The organism is Rhizobium sp. NFR03 (assembly GCF_900111275.1).
Taxonomy (GTDB): domain Bacteria; phylum Pseudomonadota; class Alphaproteobacteria; order Rhizobiales; family Rhizobiaceae; genus Ferranicluibacter.
Genome location: NZ_FOGR01000002.1, coordinates 313333 through 330101, shown reverse-complemented (window position 1 = coordinate 330101; position 16769 = coordinate 313333). Strand labels below are relative to the sequence as shown.

Genomic DNA, 16769 nt, shown 5'->3' with positions numbered 1-16769 from the left:
TCTGTCAATTGAAATAGAAACACCCGGCCTGACGGAATGTCAGGCCGGGTGTTTTCGTTCATGCGAGAACCTATTGAAACAGGATCAGGCTGTCGCCTTCTGCGCCTTCGCAATGACCCGGCCATACAGTTCCGCATATTGCTCGGCGCTTCGTTCCCAGGAGAAGTTTGCCTTCATGCCCTGGTTCTGCAAGCGAGCCCACTTCTTTGGGTCGCGATAGGCGTGGAACGCCCTGTGGATGGCGAGACGGAGATTGTCGCTCGTCGCAGGGTGGAACTGGAAGCCGGTGGCGACGCGCGCCGACATGGCGGCGTCGTTGGCGTCAATGATCGTTTCCGACAATCCGCCCGTGCGCGACACCACAGGCACGGCACCGTAGCGAAGGGCGTAAAGCTGCGTCAGTCCGCACGGCTCGAAGCGGGAGGGCTGGACGATGATATCCGTGCCGCCATGCACCAGATGCGCCGTCTCCTCGTCGTAACCGATGCGCACGCCGATCTTGCCGGGATGTCGCCCGGCAGCGAGGAGCAGCTGGGTCTCGATGTCCTTGGAGCCCTTTCCGAGCACGATCAGCTTGCCGCCCAGCGCCGCGATCTCCTCGGCGACTTCGGCCAGCATGTCGCCGCCTTTCTGCCAGGTGAGACGGGTAACGGCGGCAAAAACCGGTCCCGGTGCCGCCTCGAGCCGGAAGGTTTCGAGCAGGCGGGCCCTGTTGATGCTGCGGTTGCGAATGTGACGGACATCGTATTTCGCCGGCAGATAGGGGTCGGTTGCAGGATCCCAGATCTCGCTGTCGATGCCATTGACGATACCGGTGAACGTATCGAGACGCGACAGAAGCGCACCCTCCATACCCATTCCAAGTTCAGGCGAGACGATCTCGCGGGCATAGGTCGGGCTGACGGTCGTGATTGCGCTCGCGGTGCGGATGCCGCCCTTGAGGTAGCTCATGTCCCCATAATATTCGAGACAATCGATCGACATCGCCTCGGGCGGAAGACCGATATCTTTTAGATGCGCGGCCGAATACTGGCCCTGGAATGCGAGGTTATGGATGGTCAGAACCGAAGGGATCGTCCGCGCATTGCTGGAATAGCGCATGTAGACGGAGGTCAGCGCCGTCTGCCAGTCGTGGGTATGCACGAGATCGGGCGTCCACTCAGGCAGGAGTCCGCCTGCGACTGCCGAAGCGACATAGGAGAGAACGGCGAACCGCTTCCAGTTGTCGGGATGGTCGATACCGTCTTCGCCGACATAGGGGCCGCCCGGGCGATCATAGAGCGCCGGCGCGTTCAGGACGAGAAGATCGAGACCCTGACACTCCGCTTCGAGCAACCAGGCCGGGTTGCCAAAGAGATCGGGGAAGAAATGCACGGGTCGCGCATCGCTCACTTCGGCGAGTACGGAGGTATAGCCGGGGATCAGGCTGCGGGTGCGGTACCCGCGTGCAGAAAGGACCTTCGGCAGTGCCCCGGTCACGTCGGCAAGGCCGCCGGTCTTGATCAGGGGGAAGATTTCCGACGTCACAGACAGTACGTTCACGCAGGTCACGTTCCTCTTTGCAATCCGGTGGGATTGCCGGCTGAAATGGAGGTCGGGGGAAAAGCGAAACACCTCTTGCTCCAATGATGGAGGAAAGCGAACCCCGTGTCCGCACAAATATTGCGGAGCAGGTGAGAAACTTGTGCAGTGCGATGACGGCGCACCGGGTGCCGGGACCTCGGACAGAAGCTACCGCGCCGGGAGGATCAGGCACCGGGCGTAGCCGGTGCCTGTGCGGTCTCAGACCGTCTTTCGCTTGCGCTTGGCGCCGGGATTTCCGGCGGCGCCACCTTCCAGAACCGACAGGGGAGGCTTCGTCTTGTCGGCTTTTGCTGGCTCGTCAACAGGCGCGGCATTCTCTTCGGGTTCACCCAGCACGGAGGTGTTTTCAGCAGTGGCAAGCTCCTGATAAGCTTTGCTCCAATGCTCGTCATGCCGACCTTCCGGTCGACCTTCGGACTCCCACAAGGCATAGGCCCGCTTCTTGATCAGGTCTTCGTCTTTCTCGGTCATGGCCTTCTCCCTTTGATAATCGGACTACCGCCACTCCCAAATCAGGGAGGATCGATTTGGTTCCAGATCAGGATGGAAATTTTCCGTATTCCGGCGCTCCTGAAGGAATGAGCGACGGGTGTCCTCGGAGACAGGATGTCCGCTCGGCACGGTAAGGTTGCCAAGACGGCTGGATGACGGTCAAAACCGCCCTATCTAGCGCTCACGGATCGTCTCGGCGCAGGCTCTTTGTGCCAACGCGCAGAATCCGCCAAGTCACTGCCGCAACATGCGGCTTTCCGGAGTGTGTCATGAGAAAACGGATTGTTCTAGCCATTGCCGCTGCATCGGCTTTTGCCGGCCTGTCGCCAGCCGCCGCGCAAACGCCCAAGATCGAGGACGTCTGCGTACAGGTCGCAAAGCACCTGCTTCTTGCCGAGACGTTCCAGACCGGCGTCATCCAGTCCTTTCCGGAACTGAAGCCACCGGGCGCCCGCCTCACCTTCTCGACCCGCGAAGGCGTGGAGAAGAAGGACATGGTGGATTCCATCGAGTGTGAATTCCAGAACACGGCCGCGCCCTTCAATTTGCAGCGCTTCTGCGTATCCAGCACATGCTACGGCCCGAACGAGCGCAACGAGGCGAACAAGCGCCGCTTCGACGAGGTTCGCGCCCTCCTCAAGCGCGACGGGCTGTGAACCGGAACCGTTTCTGATCCCAATGCAAAGAGCCATCGCGGCAGTGTCGCGATGGCTCTTTCTTATAGGACGACATACAACTGACGAGGCAGCTCAGGCCGTACTGACGCCGAAGGCGGTCAGCGTGTTGCGGCAGGCGCGCTGGAAACACTGGGCCGGGCCTTCGAGACCCGATGCCTGGCGACTGACGCGGGCGCCTTCGAGCAGAAGCAGCAAGGTATCGGCAAGGGTCTCCGGCTCCTGCGTGCCGGTCCGGCGGCAGAGATCCGTCAGCTTTCCGCGCTGCAGGATCTTGAAGTTCTCGATAACGGCATGGGCCGGATGGTCGGCCTCCTTCAGCTCCACCGCGGCATTCGCGATGTCGCAGCCGGACGGCTCGCGCTGCAGACAGTCAGACAAAGCCGTCACCCAGGCCCCGAGCTGAGCCTTCGCATCGTCGGGAAAGCGCGTCTCGATGTCCGCCCACATCGCGCCACTCTTTTCGGAGTTTACGCGAAGGGTCTCGCAGACGAGATCGTCCTTGGAGCCGAAATGCCGGTAGAGCGTCATCTTGTTGGTCGATGCCGCCTCGGCAATGGCATCGACGCCAATGCCGCGAATGCCATGCTGGCGAAACAATTCGCAGGCGGTGGTGACGATCCTGTCCCGCGGGGCGACCTTTGTGGACGACGAACCAGGGGTGGATGTCGATTCCCGGTCCGGCTTCACAGTAGAGCCACGTTTGGCGTTTTTATTCACGACAGCGATTGACATGGGTGTGACCGTTCGGTAACAAGTGACGTGTTACTTACCGGTAACACGCTAAAGCATTTCGGTCAAGGACAGGCCCAACCCAGCCTGCCCTCGACTGTGGACGATACGAAGGAGAAGGCCATGAACATGGCACATGACGATCTGACCCTGGACGAGGTGCTGACCGATCCGATGATCCGCGCCGTGATGCGGGCTGATGGCGTGACCTCCTCGCAGTTCAGAACGCTGCTCTACTCGGCAGCGAACGCGCTGGAGCATGCCAAGCCGGAACCCGGCGGCGCCCGCACCCATGCGGCCAAGCTTCTGGCCGCGCCGAAACGCCGCCTGCTCGCCATGGTGCATCCGCTTGCGATACGCACCGGCTCCGCCTGCGCTGCCTGCTACTAGGCTGAGCATTTCCAGCCGAAGCGGGATCGCTTCGGCGTCGGACAATGCGGAGAAAACAAGAGAATAGAACATATCCGTCTCGCGGGCTGGTTTCGTTCAAACGAGCCTGTGAGCCACGCCCTGTTCCCGGGCGACATGAAAACCCGACCGGAAGGACCTCCTCCGGCCGGGTTTTGTGTCAGATCGGATGACAGCGTCAGACGCGGACGGCGAGTTCCTCGAAATCCTGCGTTCCGAAGAACTTCAGGTAACGCTCCACTTCGGCCGGGTCACCCGTTGCCTTGCGGGGATTGTCGGACAGCTTGACGGCGGGACGACCATTGGCGTCTGTGACCTTGCAGACGATGGAGATCGGGTTGAGGCCACTGATTTCGGTCGGCGCGCAATCGGCGAAATCGTTGGTCAGGTTGGTGCCCCAGCCGAAGCTCATGCGAACCTGCCCCTCGAAGTGCCGGTAGGTCTTGATGATCATATCCACATCCAGCCCGTCGGAAAAGATCAACAGCTTTTCCTTCGGATCGCGACCATGGGCGCGCCACCAGTCGAGGATGCGCTCTCCACCCTCGATCGGCGGGGCGCTATCGGGGCGGAAGCCTGTCCAGTCGGCGACCCAGTCCGGCGCGTTCTTGAGGAAGGCTGCCGTTCCGAAGGCGTCCGGCAGGACGATCAGCAGATTGCCGCCATAAAGCCGGTTCCAGTCCTGCAGGACTTTGTAGGGCGCTTCCGCAAGTTCGGCATCGGTCTTGGCAAGGGCTGCCGCCACCATCGGCAGTTCATGGGCATTGGTGCCGAGCGCTTCAAGATCGGTATCCATGGCAAGGAGCACGTTGCTGGTTCCCGAGAAGGATTCGCCGATCCCTTCCTTCAAAGCCTCGACGCACCAGCGCTGCCACAGGAACGAGTGCCGGCGGCGCGTGCCGAAGTCGGAGATGCGCAGGTCGGGCACCGCCCTGAGCTGTTCCACCTTCGACCACATCTTCGCCTTGGCGCGGGCATAGAGCACATCGAGCGCGAAGGGCCCCATGCCCTTCATGGCCGTGCGCGAGCGCAACTCGTTGACGATGGCGAGCGCGGGAATTTCCCACATGCTCGTATGCGTCCATTTGCCGGGGAAAGTGAGCTCGTACTGGCCGTGACGGCGCGAAAGCTCGTAATCCGGCAATTGGAAGTCTGCGAGCCACGCAAGGAAATCCGGTGAGAAGATCTGCTTGCGGCCGTAGAAGGTGTTACCGGCGAGCCAGATCATTTCCTTCTTGGTAAAGCGCACCGTGCGGACGTGATCCAGCTGCTCGCGCAATTCCTGCTCGTCGATCTCCTCCGTCAGAAGCACCGTCTTGGTGCGGTTGATCAACGAGAAGGTGGCATCGACATCCGGGTAAAGACGCCAGATCATCTGCAACATCAGGAGCTTGTAAAAGTCCGTATCCAGAAGGCTGCGCACGACGGGATCGAGCTTCCAGGCGTTGTCGTAGACGCGCCGCGCAATATCCGTCTTCGTCATGCCGTATCCTCGCATCCGCGTGAACGGCAAAACCGCAGCGGATATTCCTCCGGCGCTGCACTCTTGATGGCGCAACGAGCTGCATCTTCATGCCATGCCATGCCGCTGCCTGCAACACGGACGAAGCATCAAAATCTATGGAAAGATAACATTCGATCGTCACAAAATCTCATCATGAATGTTGTATCTTTGCGCGATACTGTTTATATCATCGCGAGGATGGAGATTTCGGTGGCTTTGAAACCGGACGATCGGCGGCAGGAGATCATGGATATTCTGATGGAGGCAGGTTCTGCGTCCGTCGAAGATCTTGCCTCACGCTTTGCCGTCAGCAAGATGACCGTTCATCGCGATCTCGACGATCTCGAACAGGCCGGACTTTTGCGCAAGGTGCATGGCGGAGCGTCCATTCAGTCAAGCGCGCAGTTCGAAAGCGACTTTCGCTACCGCGAAAAGATGGCGTCCGAGGAGAAGCGACAGCTCGCAGCCCATGCCGCGACGCTGGTCGAGCCCGGGCAGATCATCATCATCGATGACGGCTCGACAGCCGGTGGGCTCGCCGATCATATCGCGACCATCAGGCCTCTGACGGTGATCACCAATAACCTCTCCGTCATCGTCAAGCTCACGGCCATCCCCGGCATCGAGGTCATCTCGCTCGGGGGCCAGTACAGCCGCAAGTTCAACGGTTTCTTCGGCATCGTCACCGAGGAGACGCTGTCGTCGCTGCGGGCAGACATCGCCTTTCTCTCCTCCTCCGCCATCCAGGGTGCGGCGGCCTATCACCAGGACCAGGAAGTGGTGAAGACCAAGCGGCAGATGATGCGGTCGGCCAGCCGCAGCTACCTCATGGTGGATCACGCAAAATTCGGCAAGCCGGCCCTGCACTTCCTGACGGGACTGGACGGTTTCAGCGCCGTCGTCACCAGCGACCGCATCGATGCCGGTCACGAGACGGCACTGAGCGATGCCGGCATATCGATCATCAAGGTCTGAAGACCGGGACGTCACGACGAGGAGCATGTAGTGAAAACGAACGATATCTGGGTGGGAACGAGCTGGAAGATGAACAAGACGCTCCGCGAAGCGATGAGCTTCGCCGAGGGGCTGTCTGCAAGCGATGCGGCCCGGGATCCGCGCATCCAGCGCTTCGTCATTCCGCCCTTCACCGCCGTGCGGGAGGTCAAGCAGCATCTGTCCGGCACGAGCGTCAAGGTGGGCGCGCAGAATATGCATTGGGACGATGCCGGCGCATGGACCGGCGAGATTTCCGCGCCGATGCTCACCGATTGCGGCCTCGACCTCGTGGAGCTCGGCCATAGCGAGCGGCGCGAGCACTTCGGCGAGACCGACCGGACCGTCGGCCTGAAAACGGCAGCCGCCGTCCGTCACGGCCTGACGCCGCTGATCTGCATCGGTGAGACGCTGTCCGAGCGCGAGGCCGGCGAGGCGGATGCCGTCTTGAAGCGGCAGGTCGAGGGCGCGCTTGCGGGCCTTCAGGGTGCGGACAGGGAAAAGCCGGTGCTTCTCGCCTACGAGCCCGTCTGGGCCATCGGCGTCAACGGCATTCCCGCATCCGCCGATTATGCCGACGACCGCCACGCCCGCATCGCCGAGGTGGCGAAGGCCTGTCTCGGCGTTTCCGTGCCCGTTCTCTATGGCGGCAGCGTCAATCCCGGCAACTGCGCGGAGCTGATCGCCAAGCCCCATATCGACGGCCTCTTCATCGGCCGTTCCGCCTGGGATGTCACAGGTTATCTCGACATCCTGACCCGCGTTTCATCCGCTCTCTGATACCAAAATCAACAAAAGCCTGAAAGGAAACAGCCATGAAAATCGCCATTGGAGCCGACAGCGCCGGCAAACCGTTACTCGACGTCATCGCCAAGCATCTTGCGACCCGCAATGATATCCAGGTGACGGATCTTAGTCAGCAGGGCTTCTATGCGGACCTGTCGCAGAAGCTTGCACAGACCATTGTGGATGGCGACAACGAGCGCGGCATCCTCTTCTGCGGCACCGGCATCGGCGTCAGCATTTCAGCCAACAAGGTCCCCGGCATCCGGGCGGCGCTGACGCATGACACGTACTCGGCAGAGCGCGCCGCAAAGTCGAACAATGCCCAGATCATCACCATGGGTGCACGGGTTATCGGTCCGGAACTCGCCAAGGCGATCGTCGACACCTGGCTTGCCTCGGAATTCGACCCGAACGGCTCCTCCGCCGACAATGTCAAGGCGATCGACCGCCTCGATACAGCGAAGTAGCATCCCCTTCCGCCGGTCGCGCAGATCCTCCCTCGCGACCCCGGAGACAAACGCCCGGCAGCGATGCCGGGCGTTTGTGTGTGGAGATCAGGCGCGGACCCGCAGGAGGCGCAAGGCGTTGATGGTGACAAGCACGGTCGCGCCGGTATCCGCCAGGATCGCCGGCCAGAGGCCGGTGATGCCGACGACCGTCGTGACGAGGAAAACGGCTTTCAGGCCGAGGGCAACGGCGATGTTCTGACGGATATTCGCCATGCAGCGCTTCGACAGATCGATCAATGCCGCTACATCGGCGATGCGCCCGTGGAGAATGGCGGCGTCGGCCGTTTCCAGCGCGACATCCGTACCGCCGCCGATGGCGATGCCGATATCGGCCGCCGCCAGCGCCGGCGCGTCGTTGATGCCGTCGCCGACCTTGGCGACGATCGCACCCTCAGCCTTCAGTTCGCGCACGATGGTCTGCTTGTCCTCGGGCATGAGTTCGGCTCGCACGTCGATGCCGAGATCGCGTCCGACGGCCTCGGCAACGCGGCTGTTGTCGCCGGTCAGCATGACGGTGCGGATGCCGCCTGCCTTCAGTGCGGCGAGAGCCTGCCGAGCATCCTTGCGCGGTTCGTCGCGCATGGCGATGGCGCCTGCCACCTGAGCGTCGATGACGAGCACCGATACGGTCTTGCCGTCATCATTGAGCAACTGAATGGCGCCCGACTGCTCAGCGGAGAGCGCTGCGATCTCGCTTGCGGCACGCGGCGAGCCGAAGAACAGCTTTTGCTGGCCGACCATGCCCGTGACGCCCTTGCCACCCAGCGCCGACGACGCCTCGGCTGCGGGATAGGCGATCCCATCCGCCTCGGCACGAGCCAGAATAGCCAATGCCAGAGGATGGCTCGAGCCGGCGTCGAGGGCCGCCGCGAGCCGAAGGACGTCGCTCTTCTCGACTGTGAAGGCGATGATATCGGTGACGACGGGACGTCCTTCGGTCAACGTGCCTGTCTTGTCGAAAGCGACGGTATCCACGGTGCCGAGCTTTTCGAGGACGGCGCCGCCCTTCACCAACAGCCCCCTGCGCGCACCTGCGGACAAAGAGGCGGCGATGGCGGCAGGGGTCGAGATAACAAGCGCGCAAGGGCAGCCGATGAGCAGGATGGCAAGGCCTTTATAGACCCATTCCGACCAGGACCCGCCGGCAAGAAGTGGCGGGAGGATGGCGACCAGCGCGGCGACCACGACCACGCCCGGCGTGTAGTAACGCGAGAAACGGTCGATGAAGCGCTCGGTCGGCGCTTTTGCCTCCTGCGCTTCCTCCACGAGGCGGACGACGCGGGCGATGGTGTTGTCGGCCGCTGCCGCCGTTACCGTGACCCGCAGCACGCCTTCGCCGTTGACCGTGCCGGCAAAGACGGCATCGTTGACCGTCTTGCGGACAGGCACGCTCTCGCCGGTAACTGGCGCCTCGTCGATCGCGCTTTCGCCGGAGATAATGTCGCCATCGGCCGGAATGCGGTCGCCGGGGCGGATGCGGATGATGTTGCCGGGAACGAGCGTGTCGGCCGGAACCTCGCGTGTCGCGCCGTTGTCATCGAGGAAAGCCGTCTTCGGTACGAGGTCCGACAACGCCTGGATGCTGCGCCGCGCCCGGCTGGCCGCAACGCCCTCCAGCAGTTCACCGACGAGGAACAGGAAGACGACAGCTGCCGCCTCCTCGCCCGCGTCGATGACGACGGCGCCGATCGCCGCGATGGTCATCAACATTTCGATGGAAAATGGCGTTCCCGCCAGTGCCGCCATGATGGCGCGCCGGCCGATCGGCACGAGGCCGACCAGCAGCGCGACGAGGAAGGCCTCCGAGGCGAACTGAGGAAAGAGGTGCCCAACGGCATAGGCAGCCACGAGAGCACCGCCGCACAGAAGCGTCAAACGACCCTTATCGGAAGCCCACCAGGGCCCGGACATGGGTCCATGATCGTGACCATGCAGGCCGGGGGAAGCAGCGGCAGCCGCCTTTGCCGCGGCCGGATTGCGGCCATGATCATGGTCGCCATGTGCATGGTCGTCATGATGACTGTCGTCATGGGCATGACCACCGCAGCAGGTCGATGGCTGCGCAAGCGGTTTTGTCGCCACCCGGTTCGCCACCACAGTCTCGTAGCCGAGACCCGATACCTTGCGTGCCAGAGCAGGCAGGTCCGTCGTCTCGTCATGGTGAACGGTCATGGCCTGCGTCGTGACGGAGACCGCGACGTCGGAGACGCCGGGAAGGCGCCGGACGGCCGTATCGATCTTGGACGCGCAGGAGGCGCAATCCATGCCCGAAACCTGAAACCTCGTCTGCTGCAACGCGCCCATCATCATCTCCATAACCTGATGGAGCCCTTGTAAAGGCTCTAGCGACTAGAGCTGCAAGGCACAAAATGACGGAACATACGTTTCGTGCATCCGGGTCGGGCAAGCGGGCGTAAAACAGGTGGCGACAGGATAGGGGAGACCATGGCCGAAAGCGAAAACGGACAGAGCAACGAGGGTCGCGCAGCGGATACCGATCTTCGGCCCCTGATTGTCACCGCCGGCATGGAGAACGCGGCGCAGAATCATTTTGATTGCCTCCGACAGCAGTATTTTCCATCGGAGCGAAACTGGCTATCGGCGCATATCACGCTGTTTCATGCCCTGCCGGGCAAGGAACGGGAGACCGTCGAGCAGCATCTTGCGCAGGCGTCTTCCGGGCTGAGGCCGCTCACCGTTACGGTCGAGAGCGTGCGCGTCCTCGGTAACGGCGTCGCCTTTTCGCTGTCGAGCCCTGCGTTGGAGAGCCTGCGCGCCTCGCTCGCTCGACGTTTTCAGCCATGGCTGACGCGGCAGGATCAGCAGGGATTTAGGCCGCACGTCACTGTTCAGAACAAGGTTTCGTCCGAAACGGCGCGTGCGCTTGAGACGAAACTATCCGCAGACTTCATGCCTTGGAGCTTCACCGTCACGGGGCTTCGTCTCTGGCGCTATGACGGCGGCCCCTGGGAGAAGGCGGCCGACTTTCCAATCATCTGACATTGTCAGGTGCGGGCGCGGTGACCGGCTTCCGGGTCGGTATCTGCACCGGCTTCAAGACGCTCGGTGTAGCGGCGCATCATTTCAAGCTGAACTTCGGTCTGGAAATCCATGACCTGATGGTGGATATCGTCTTCATCGCAGCCGAGTGCACCGAGATCATCGGCAAGGCTGCGGCAGGCCGTACGCCAGTAGGCCACGGCAGCTTCACCATGGACGGCCTCCAGTTCGGCCGCGCAACGGCGGATCAGGTTTGTCCGTCCGGACAGCGGAAATGCGATGATCGCGCCATGCATTTCCCGGGCGTCTTGTCCTGCTTTCATGTTCACACCGATTCTCCTTCTGCCACACGATGTAAGGAGATTTTGGTTAACGCTTCGTTTCCAACGCCTTGTTGCTGTTCTCTTATGTCACGAGCGGTGCAGCGATCGCGCCGAGAACCGTGAACGCGTCAGTGGGAGAAAGTTGGACCTGCAGGCCCCGCTGCCCGCCATTGATATAGACGAGCGGCTCGGCAAGCGCGGTCTCCTCGACAAATGTCGGCACCGTCTTTTTCTGCCCGAAAGGGCTGATACCGCCGACATGGTAACCGGTCAGTCGCTCGGCGGCGGCCGGCTTCATCATCGCGGCAGACTTGCCCGAAGCGGCAGCGGCGAGCTTCTTCATGCTGACCTCGCGATCGGACGGCACGACCACGCAGACCGGCTTGCCATCGACCTCCGCCATCAACGTCTTCAACACCCGCTGCGGCGCCTCCCCCATGGCTTGCGCCGCAGCCATGCCGATACGGTCCACCGAGGGATCGTAATCATAGCTATGGACGGTGAAGGCCGTTCCCGCCTTGGTCAGCATCTGCGTCGCGCGCGTCGTCTTCGACATGGCCTGTTTCCCTGGCTCAGTTCCCGAAAAGCGTCTCGTAGATCTCCGGTCGGAAGCCCGCCGTCAGGGCACCGTCGCGGTCGAGGATCGGCCGTTTGATCATGGAGGGGTTGGCCAGCATCAGGGCAATCGCCTTTTCCCCGTCGAGGTTCTCTCGTTCCGCGTCCGGTAGTTTGCGGAAGGTGGTCCCTGCCCTGTTCAGCACGGCTTCCCATCCCAGAGCGACACACCAGCCCGATAGATGCGCGCGGTCGATGCCTTCGATCTTGTAGTCGTGAAAACGGTACTCGACCGCATGAGCATCCAGCCAAGTGCGGGCCTTCTTCATCGTGTCGCAGTTGCGGATGCCGTAAAGGGTCGTGGACATGGGTCAGTCCTCCAGCGTTCCGGCCCTGCGGCCCGCTCTCGATATCGCGGCGCAGCCGATCTTCATAAGATCGTCGCGGCGGCGGGCGAAACGTGCCGACGACCGTGTGACGACCAGCCCGGCCTGCGGTGCGCGCACCTCCACGTCATCCTCGGGAAAACCGGGATGCGGAACGATCACGGCCAGGAGATCCCCGGCCTCGACACGATCTCCGATATCGCGATGAAAGAGGATCGTGCCGGGGATCGGCGCCTTGATCATTTCAATCGTATCGAGCGCAAAGGCAGACCCGGCATAGGGAGAAAGTGCCGGCGATCCGCCGTCAACGATGCCGCGTGCTTTAAGAAAGGCCCAAAGTCCATCGGCGTCGCGCTGTGCGACATCCGGACCGACATCGCGGCGCCCGCGCAGTTCCACCGTGACGGAGAGGCGACCGGGCAGCGAGACACCTTTACCGCCCTCGTCCTGCTTCCAGGCGTAGGAGACGGCCTCCTCGAAAGCCGAACTTTCACCGTCGGAAAGAAAGACGGCTTCCATCTGCAGGGCAGACGCCAAGTCGGAGGCTTCGGGCCAGAAGGCGCTGTCGATATAGGCATAGGATAGCGATTCGTCATCGCAGTGCAGGTCGAGCACGAGATCGGCGCCGAGAGCGCGGAAAAGCAGTTCCCGCTTCAGACGGTCCGGCGCGCAATAGTGGTCTAGATCGACCAATAGCGCGTCGCGAGCGGAGGCCGCGATCAACGGAAAATCGCGATTGTAGTTACCGCGGGAGCCCAGATCAAAACGGCCTTGCATCTCGCCGAAATGCGACTGGGACGCTCCTATCGGATTGGCCTGCGGCGCAATGGTGATGTCACCCAGGATCGCTCCTGCAGCTTCCGCTTCGCGGAGACGGGCGCAGAGACGATGCAGCGTCGCGACGCCCGGAAGCTCGTTGGCATGCAAGGCAGCCTGAATATAGGTCTTCGGCTTGGTGGCTGCCTCGGTGCCGGAGAATTCGAGCACCGGAACCCGCCAGCTAACCCCTGGTGTATCTCCGGGAATGACGATTGCGTTCTGCTTCACTCTGGCCTCCAGTCTGTCGCGCGACGATAGCCGAACCATCGCGCCCTTCAGGAACAAAAGGGAACGATAGCTCTATGGTCTGAAAACTGTGAATGGCGCAAAAGACGGGGATCTTCAAGCGATCGAACTGGCTTACCTGTGAAGCCATCACGCAGGCCCGCATCACGCGGAGGCGTTCAGCGGAAACATATCCGACTTCGGATGAGCAATGCCTCGCGCGTTTGAAGCGCTTTGGCCACAAACATGCAGAAAAGCCAGCGCGTCACCCTTCGGTTTCGCGCCGGCCTGTTTGTCCTATTCCCACTCGATCGTGCCGGGCGGCTTCGACGTCACGTCGTAGACGACCCGATTGATGCCGCGGACTTCGTTGATGATGCGGGTTGCCGTGCGGCCGAGGAAGTTCATGTCGTAGGGGTAGAAGTCGGCCGTCATGCCATCGACCGAGGTGACGGCGCGCAGGGCGCAGACGAAGTCATAGGTGCGATAATCGCCCATGACGCCGACGGTCTGCACGGGCAAGAGCACGGCGAAGGCCTGCCAGATGACGTCGTAGAGGCCGGCCTTGCGGATCTCGTCGAGGTAGACGGCATCGGCCTTGCGCAGGATGTCGAGCTTCTCGCGCGTCACGCCGCCGGGGCAGCGGATGGCAAGGCCCGGACCCGGGAAGGGATGGCGACCGACGAAGCGCTCCGGCAGGCCGAGTTCGCGACCGAGCACGCGCACTTCGTCCTTGAAGAGTTCGCGCAGCGGCTCGACCAGCTTCATGTTCATGCGCGCCGGCAGACCGCCGACATTGTGGTGGCTCTTGATCGTGACGGACGGGCCGCCCGAGAAGGACACGCTTTCGATGACGTCGGGATAGAGCGTGCCCTGTGCGAGGAAGGCCGGAGCACCCTTGCCGTCTTCGGCGATGCGCTTGGCTTCAGCCTCGAACACGTCGATGAACAGGCGGCCGATGGTCTTGCGCTTGACCTCCGGATCGACTTCGCCCGCAAGCTCGGTCAGGAACAGGTCCGAAGCATCCACGTGCACGAGCGGGATATTGTAGTGATCGCGGAACATCTTGATCACTTCGTCCGCCTCGTTGAGGCGCATCATGCCGTGATCGACGAAGACGCAGGTCAGCTGGTCGCCGATGGCCTCGTGGATCAGCACGGCGGCGACCGAGCTGTCGACCCCGCCGGAAAGACCGCAGATCACCCGGCCGTCACCAACATCTTCGCGGATCTTGCGGATCATCTCGGCGCGATAGGCGGCCATGGTCCAGTCCGACTTCAGGCCGACGATCTTGTGCACGAAGTTGGAGAGGAGCTTGGCGCCATCCGGTGTGTGCACCACTTCGGGGTGGAACATGGTGGTGTAGTAGCGACGACCCTCGTCGGCCGCGATGGCAAACGGCGCGTTCTCGGAGGTGGCGATGACCTCGAAACCATGCGGCAGCTGCGTCACGCGGTCGCCATGGCTCATCCACACCGGATAACGGCCACCGACCTCCCAAAGGCCTTCGAACAGCGGGCTTGCCGCCTTGATCTCGACATCGGCACGACCGAACTCGGCGGCATGACCGCCCTCGACGGTGCCGCCCAGCTGGGTGCACATCGTCTGCTGACCGTAGCAGATGCCGAGCAGCGGGATACCGCTGTCAAACACGGCCTGCGGCGCGCGCGGGCTGCCTTCCGCCGTAACGGAGGCCGGGCCACCGGAGAAGATGACGCCCTTCGGACCCATGCGGGCAAAGGCTTCCTCGGCATTGTTGAAGGGATGGATCTCGCAATAGACACCGGCTTCGCGAACCCGGCGCGCGATGAGCTGCGTCACCTGGCTGCCGAAATCGATGATGAGGATGCTGTCGGGATGGGCTATCTCGGTCATGCCTGGCCTTTTCACGCGCGGGATCATTCCGAGCCTTTAAATAAACAGGCCGACAAGTGCAACGTCTAACCCGCTTTTGGGCCGTTCAAAGGCCAAGCCTGTCCTCTGCCATCGCCGTTTCCAGCCTGTCGACGACGGCTGCAAGCTTCTCGTCGATGACATGGAGATAAGCCGTCCAGTCGGAGACATGGCGAAGCTCGGCCTTGCCATCGGAAATACCGCGCAGCGCCACAAGCGGCACGCCGAAGGCCTGGCAGGCGCGCAGCACGGCGAAGGTTTCCATATCCACCATCTCGGCGGCGATCCCGGCATAGGCAGTGCTGGACACGATATTGCCGCCGGTGGAGAGGCTCGCTTCGGCGAGACCCCTAATGCGCAGGGACAAGGGAACCGTGACGGGCAGATCGAGGAAGGGTGTCGCGCCCTTCTCGAAGCCGAGCGGCGAGGCATCCATGTCGCGATAGGCAACGGAGGTGGCCTGATAGATCTCCGCCTGCTCCAGCGAGGCGGAACCTGCCGAGCCGAGAGAGACGACGAGTGCCGGAAGCCTGTTTGCGACGGATAACCGCGACAAAGCGCGTGTGACCGCCACAGCGGCCTCCACCGGTCCGACCCCGGTCATCAGCGGCGTCATCCGCGTTTTCAGATGCGGGCCGTACTCGGCCTCAGCCGCCATGACATAGAGGATGGCTTTGTCACCAACCCGCTTGAGCAGCTGCTCGGGTGTCGTGTCTACCGTCTCGCTCACTCTGCAAATCCTTCGCGGCCGCGCACCACCATTTTGGTGGCCGTCATCGAGGCGATCAGTTTGGGCGGGGCATCCTGCGACATGGCATAGGCGCGGCCGTCGGACACGATGATGGTGGTGCCGGGCTTGGTCACTTCGCCGCGAAACAGAAATCGCTCGCCCCGGCCGGGCGAGAGAAGGTTGACCTTGAACTCGATGGTCAGCAATCCCGCATCGGGTTCCAGCACCGAGTAACCGGCATAGGTGCCGGCGGTTTCCAGCGCGGACGAGATGATACCGGCATGAAGAATGCCATGCTGCTGCGTCATCATCTCATCGAAGGGAAGCTCGATTTCCACCATTCCCTGCTCGACCCGCGTCAGTTCCGCGCCGATCGTCCGCATGAAGGCCTGCCGGTCGAAACTCCGGCGGACACGGGCGCGAAAGTCCGGTTCCGTCATCTCAGCCATGTCAACACCACCTCTGCCTAACCCGATCCGGCCCGTGGGCAAACCTGTGCGGCTGGCCGAACCTTCAGAACGGGCGGAGACTGGCACGCGCTTCCCCTCCCCCGCAAGGGCTTCCCGATCCGATCCTCAGTTGAGAAGCAGAATGGAGCCGTTGAGCAGGGTCGCAAAAGAGACCCAGGCGGCATAGGGCACGAAGAGCCATGCCGAGAGGCGATCCTGTCGCCAGGATACGGCGATGAAACCGTAGACTGAGATCAGCAGGGCGAGGATGACGATCAGCGCCAGGGCGATCTCGTGAAATCCGAAGAACAGCGGCGACCAGGCGAAGTTGAAGACCATCTGGGCGCCCCAGAACCGCATGGCACGCGAGCGCGGATACCGCAAGAAAATACGGGCACCGACAAAGCCGATGATGATGTAAAGCGTGGTCCAGACCGGTGCGAAGATCCAGTTCGGCGGATTGAACGGCGGCTTCTGGAGGGACTGGTACCATTCGCCGGGGATATTGTTGATTCCGATCAGCAAACCGCAGGCGACGACGGCGACGATAAAGAAGGCATAGGTCAGGAGAGGGCGCATAAGGGTCCGATCATGGGCATGTCCGGCTGGAGCGTGAAGGCTTGGGAACCGGACAGCTGAGAAACTGGGCTTGAGGTTTCGGCAAGCCGGGCGACGAAAACGTAGAGCGGAGCCCGGTGTTTTACAGT

The 16769-nt window shown here is 62.2% G+C and carries 19 protein-coding genes; 6 read left to right on the top strand and 13 right to left on the bottom strand.

What is annotated here, in order from left to right:
- Positions 1–84: 84 nt before the first annotated feature.
- Both glgA and BSG19_RS06845 read right to left on the bottom strand, forming a co-directional pair.
- Positions 85–1542, bottom strand: a complete 1458-nt coding sequence (glgA, locus tag BSG19_RS06850; RefSeq protein WP_092986206.1) for a glycogen synthase GlgA — start codon at positions 1540–1542, stop codon at positions 85–87.
- Positions 1543–1782: 240 nt separating this feature from the next.
- On the bottom strand, positions 1783–2055 hold the full coding sequence (locus BSG19_RS06845) for a DUF2934 domain-containing protein (protein ID WP_092986204.1): 273 nt from the start codon (positions 2053–2055) through the stop codon (positions 1783–1785).
- 290 nt (positions 2056–2345) lie between these two features.
- On the opposite strand from BSG19_RS06845, the gene BSG19_RS06840 reads away from it, so the two are divergent.
- On the top strand, positions 2346–2732 hold the full coding sequence (locus BSG19_RS06840; RefSeq protein ID WP_092986202.1) for a hypothetical protein: 387 nt from the start codon (positions 2346–2348) through the stop codon (positions 2730–2732).
- A gap of 93 nt (positions 2733–2825) precedes the next feature.
- Here the strand turns inward: BSG19_RS06840 and BSG19_RS06835 are convergent, their stop codons facing one another.
- Positions 2826–3485 carry a TetR/AcrR family transcriptional regulator gene (locus BSG19_RS06835; protein WP_092986200.1) on the bottom strand — a complete coding sequence of 220 codons (660 nt, stop codon included), beginning with the start codon at positions 3483–3485 and terminating at the stop codon, positions 2826–2828.
- A 120-nt stretch (positions 3486–3605) separates the two neighbouring features.
- On the opposite strand from BSG19_RS06835, the gene BSG19_RS06830 reads away from it, so the two are divergent.
- Positions 3606–3872 carry a hypothetical protein gene (locus tag BSG19_RS06830; protein ID WP_139274738.1) on the top strand — a complete coding sequence of 89 codons (267 nt, stop codon included), beginning with the start codon at positions 3606–3608 and terminating at the stop codon, positions 3870–3872.
- Positions 3873–4068: 196 nt separating this feature from the next.
- Here BSG19_RS06830 and pncB read toward each other — a convergent pair whose 3' ends face one another.
- Positions 4069–5373 carry a nicotinate phosphoribosyltransferase gene (gene pncB, locus BSG19_RS06825; RefSeq protein WP_092986196.1) on the bottom strand — a complete coding sequence of 435 codons (1305 nt, stop codon included), beginning with the start codon at positions 5371–5373 and terminating at the stop codon, positions 4069–4071.
- A 237-nt stretch (positions 5374–5610) separates the two neighbouring features.
- Here pncB and BSG19_RS06820 point away from each other — a divergent pair, with 237 nt between their 5' ends.
- Genes BSG19_RS06820 through BSG19_RS06810 form a run of 3 tightly spaced genes read left to right on the top strand, consistent with a single transcriptional unit; the run spans position 5611 to position 7640 of the window.
- The gene (locus BSG19_RS06820) at positions 5611–6369 is read left to right on the top strand and encodes a DeoR/GlpR family DNA-binding transcription regulator (protein ID WP_092987251.1); all 759 of its coding nucleotides are present in this window, start codon (positions 5611–5613) and stop codon (positions 6367–6369) included.
- 30 nt (positions 6370–6399) lie between these two features.
- On the top strand, positions 6400–7167 hold the full coding sequence (locus tag BSG19_RS06815) for a triose-phosphate isomerase (protein ID WP_092986194.1): 768 nt from the start codon (positions 6400–6402) through the stop codon (positions 7165–7167).
- Between the two features lie 35 nt (positions 7168–7202).
- On the top strand, positions 7203–7640 hold the full coding sequence (locus tag BSG19_RS06810) for a D-erythrulose-4-phosphate isomerase (RefSeq protein ID WP_092986192.1): 438 nt from the start codon (positions 7203–7205) through the stop codon (positions 7638–7640).
- Positions 7641–7727: 87 nt separating this feature from the next.
- Here BSG19_RS06810 and BSG19_RS06805 read toward each other — a convergent pair whose 3' ends face one another.
- Positions 7728–9986 (bottom strand): heavy metal translocating P-type ATPase, encoded by a 2259-nt coding sequence (locus tag BSG19_RS06805; RefSeq protein ID WP_092986190.1) that lies wholly within the window; start codon positions 9984–9986, stop codon positions 7728–7730.
- 141 nt (positions 9987–10127) lie between these two features.
- On the opposite strand from BSG19_RS06805, the gene BSG19_RS06800 reads away from it, so the two are divergent.
- Positions 10128–10682 carry a 2'-5' RNA ligase family protein gene (locus BSG19_RS06800; RefSeq protein ID WP_092986188.1) on the top strand — a complete coding sequence of 185 codons (555 nt, stop codon included), beginning with the start codon at positions 10128–10130 and terminating at the stop codon, positions 10680–10682.
- Between the two features lie 5 nt (positions 10683–10687).
- Here BSG19_RS06800 and BSG19_RS06795 read toward each other — a convergent pair whose 3' ends face one another.
- The 8 genes from BSG19_RS06795 to BSG19_RS06760 all read right to left on the bottom strand — a co-directional run bounded on the left by BSG19_RS06795 (position 10688) and on the right by BSG19_RS06760 (position 16641).
- Positions 10688–11005: a DUF6074 family protein gene (locus BSG19_RS06795; protein ID WP_092987249.1), complete on the bottom strand. Its 318-nt coding sequence runs from the start codon at positions 11003–11005 to the stop codon at positions 10688–10690.
- Between the two features lie 82 nt (positions 11006–11087).
- On the bottom strand, positions 11088–11561 hold the full coding sequence (ybaK, locus tag BSG19_RS06790; protein WP_092986186.1) for a Cys-tRNA(Pro) deacylase: 474 nt from the start codon (positions 11559–11561) through the stop codon (positions 11088–11090).
- A gap of 16 nt (positions 11562–11577) precedes the next feature.
- Positions 11578–11928 carry an ArsC family reductase gene (locus tag BSG19_RS06785; protein ID WP_092986184.1) on the bottom strand — a complete coding sequence of 117 codons (351 nt, stop codon included), beginning with the start codon at positions 11926–11928 and terminating at the stop codon, positions 11578–11580.
- Positions 11929–11931: 3 nt separating this feature from the next.
- Positions 11932–12993, bottom strand: coding sequence for a succinylglutamate desuccinylase/aspartoacylase domain-containing protein (locus BSG19_RS06780; RefSeq protein WP_092986182.1), 1062 nt, complete (start codon positions 12991–12993; stop codon positions 11932–11934).
- Positions 12994–13287: 294 nt separating this feature from the next.
- The gene (gene guaA, locus BSG19_RS06775; protein WP_092986180.1) at positions 13288–14865 is read right to left on the bottom strand and encodes a glutamine-hydrolyzing GMP synthase; all 1578 of its coding nucleotides are present in this window, start codon (positions 14863–14865) and stop codon (positions 13288–13290) included.
- An 85-nt stretch (positions 14866–14950) separates the two neighbouring features.
- On the bottom strand, positions 14951–15580 hold the full coding sequence (locus BSG19_RS06770; RefSeq protein ID WP_280142399.1) for a 5'-methylthioadenosine/S-adenosylhomocysteine nucleosidase: 630 nt from the start codon (positions 15578–15580) through the stop codon (positions 14951–14953).
- Between the two features lie 29 nt (positions 15581–15609).
- Positions 15610–16062, bottom strand: coding sequence for a PaaI family thioesterase (locus tag BSG19_RS06765; protein ID WP_092986178.1), 453 nt, complete (start codon positions 16060–16062; stop codon positions 15610–15612).
- Between the two features lie 126 nt (positions 16063–16188).
- A complete protein-coding gene (locus BSG19_RS06760; RefSeq protein ID WP_092986176.1) occupies positions 16189–16641 on the bottom strand; it encodes a TspO/MBR family protein in 453 nt (150 codons plus the stop codon).
- Positions 16642–16769: the final 128 nt, after the last annotated feature.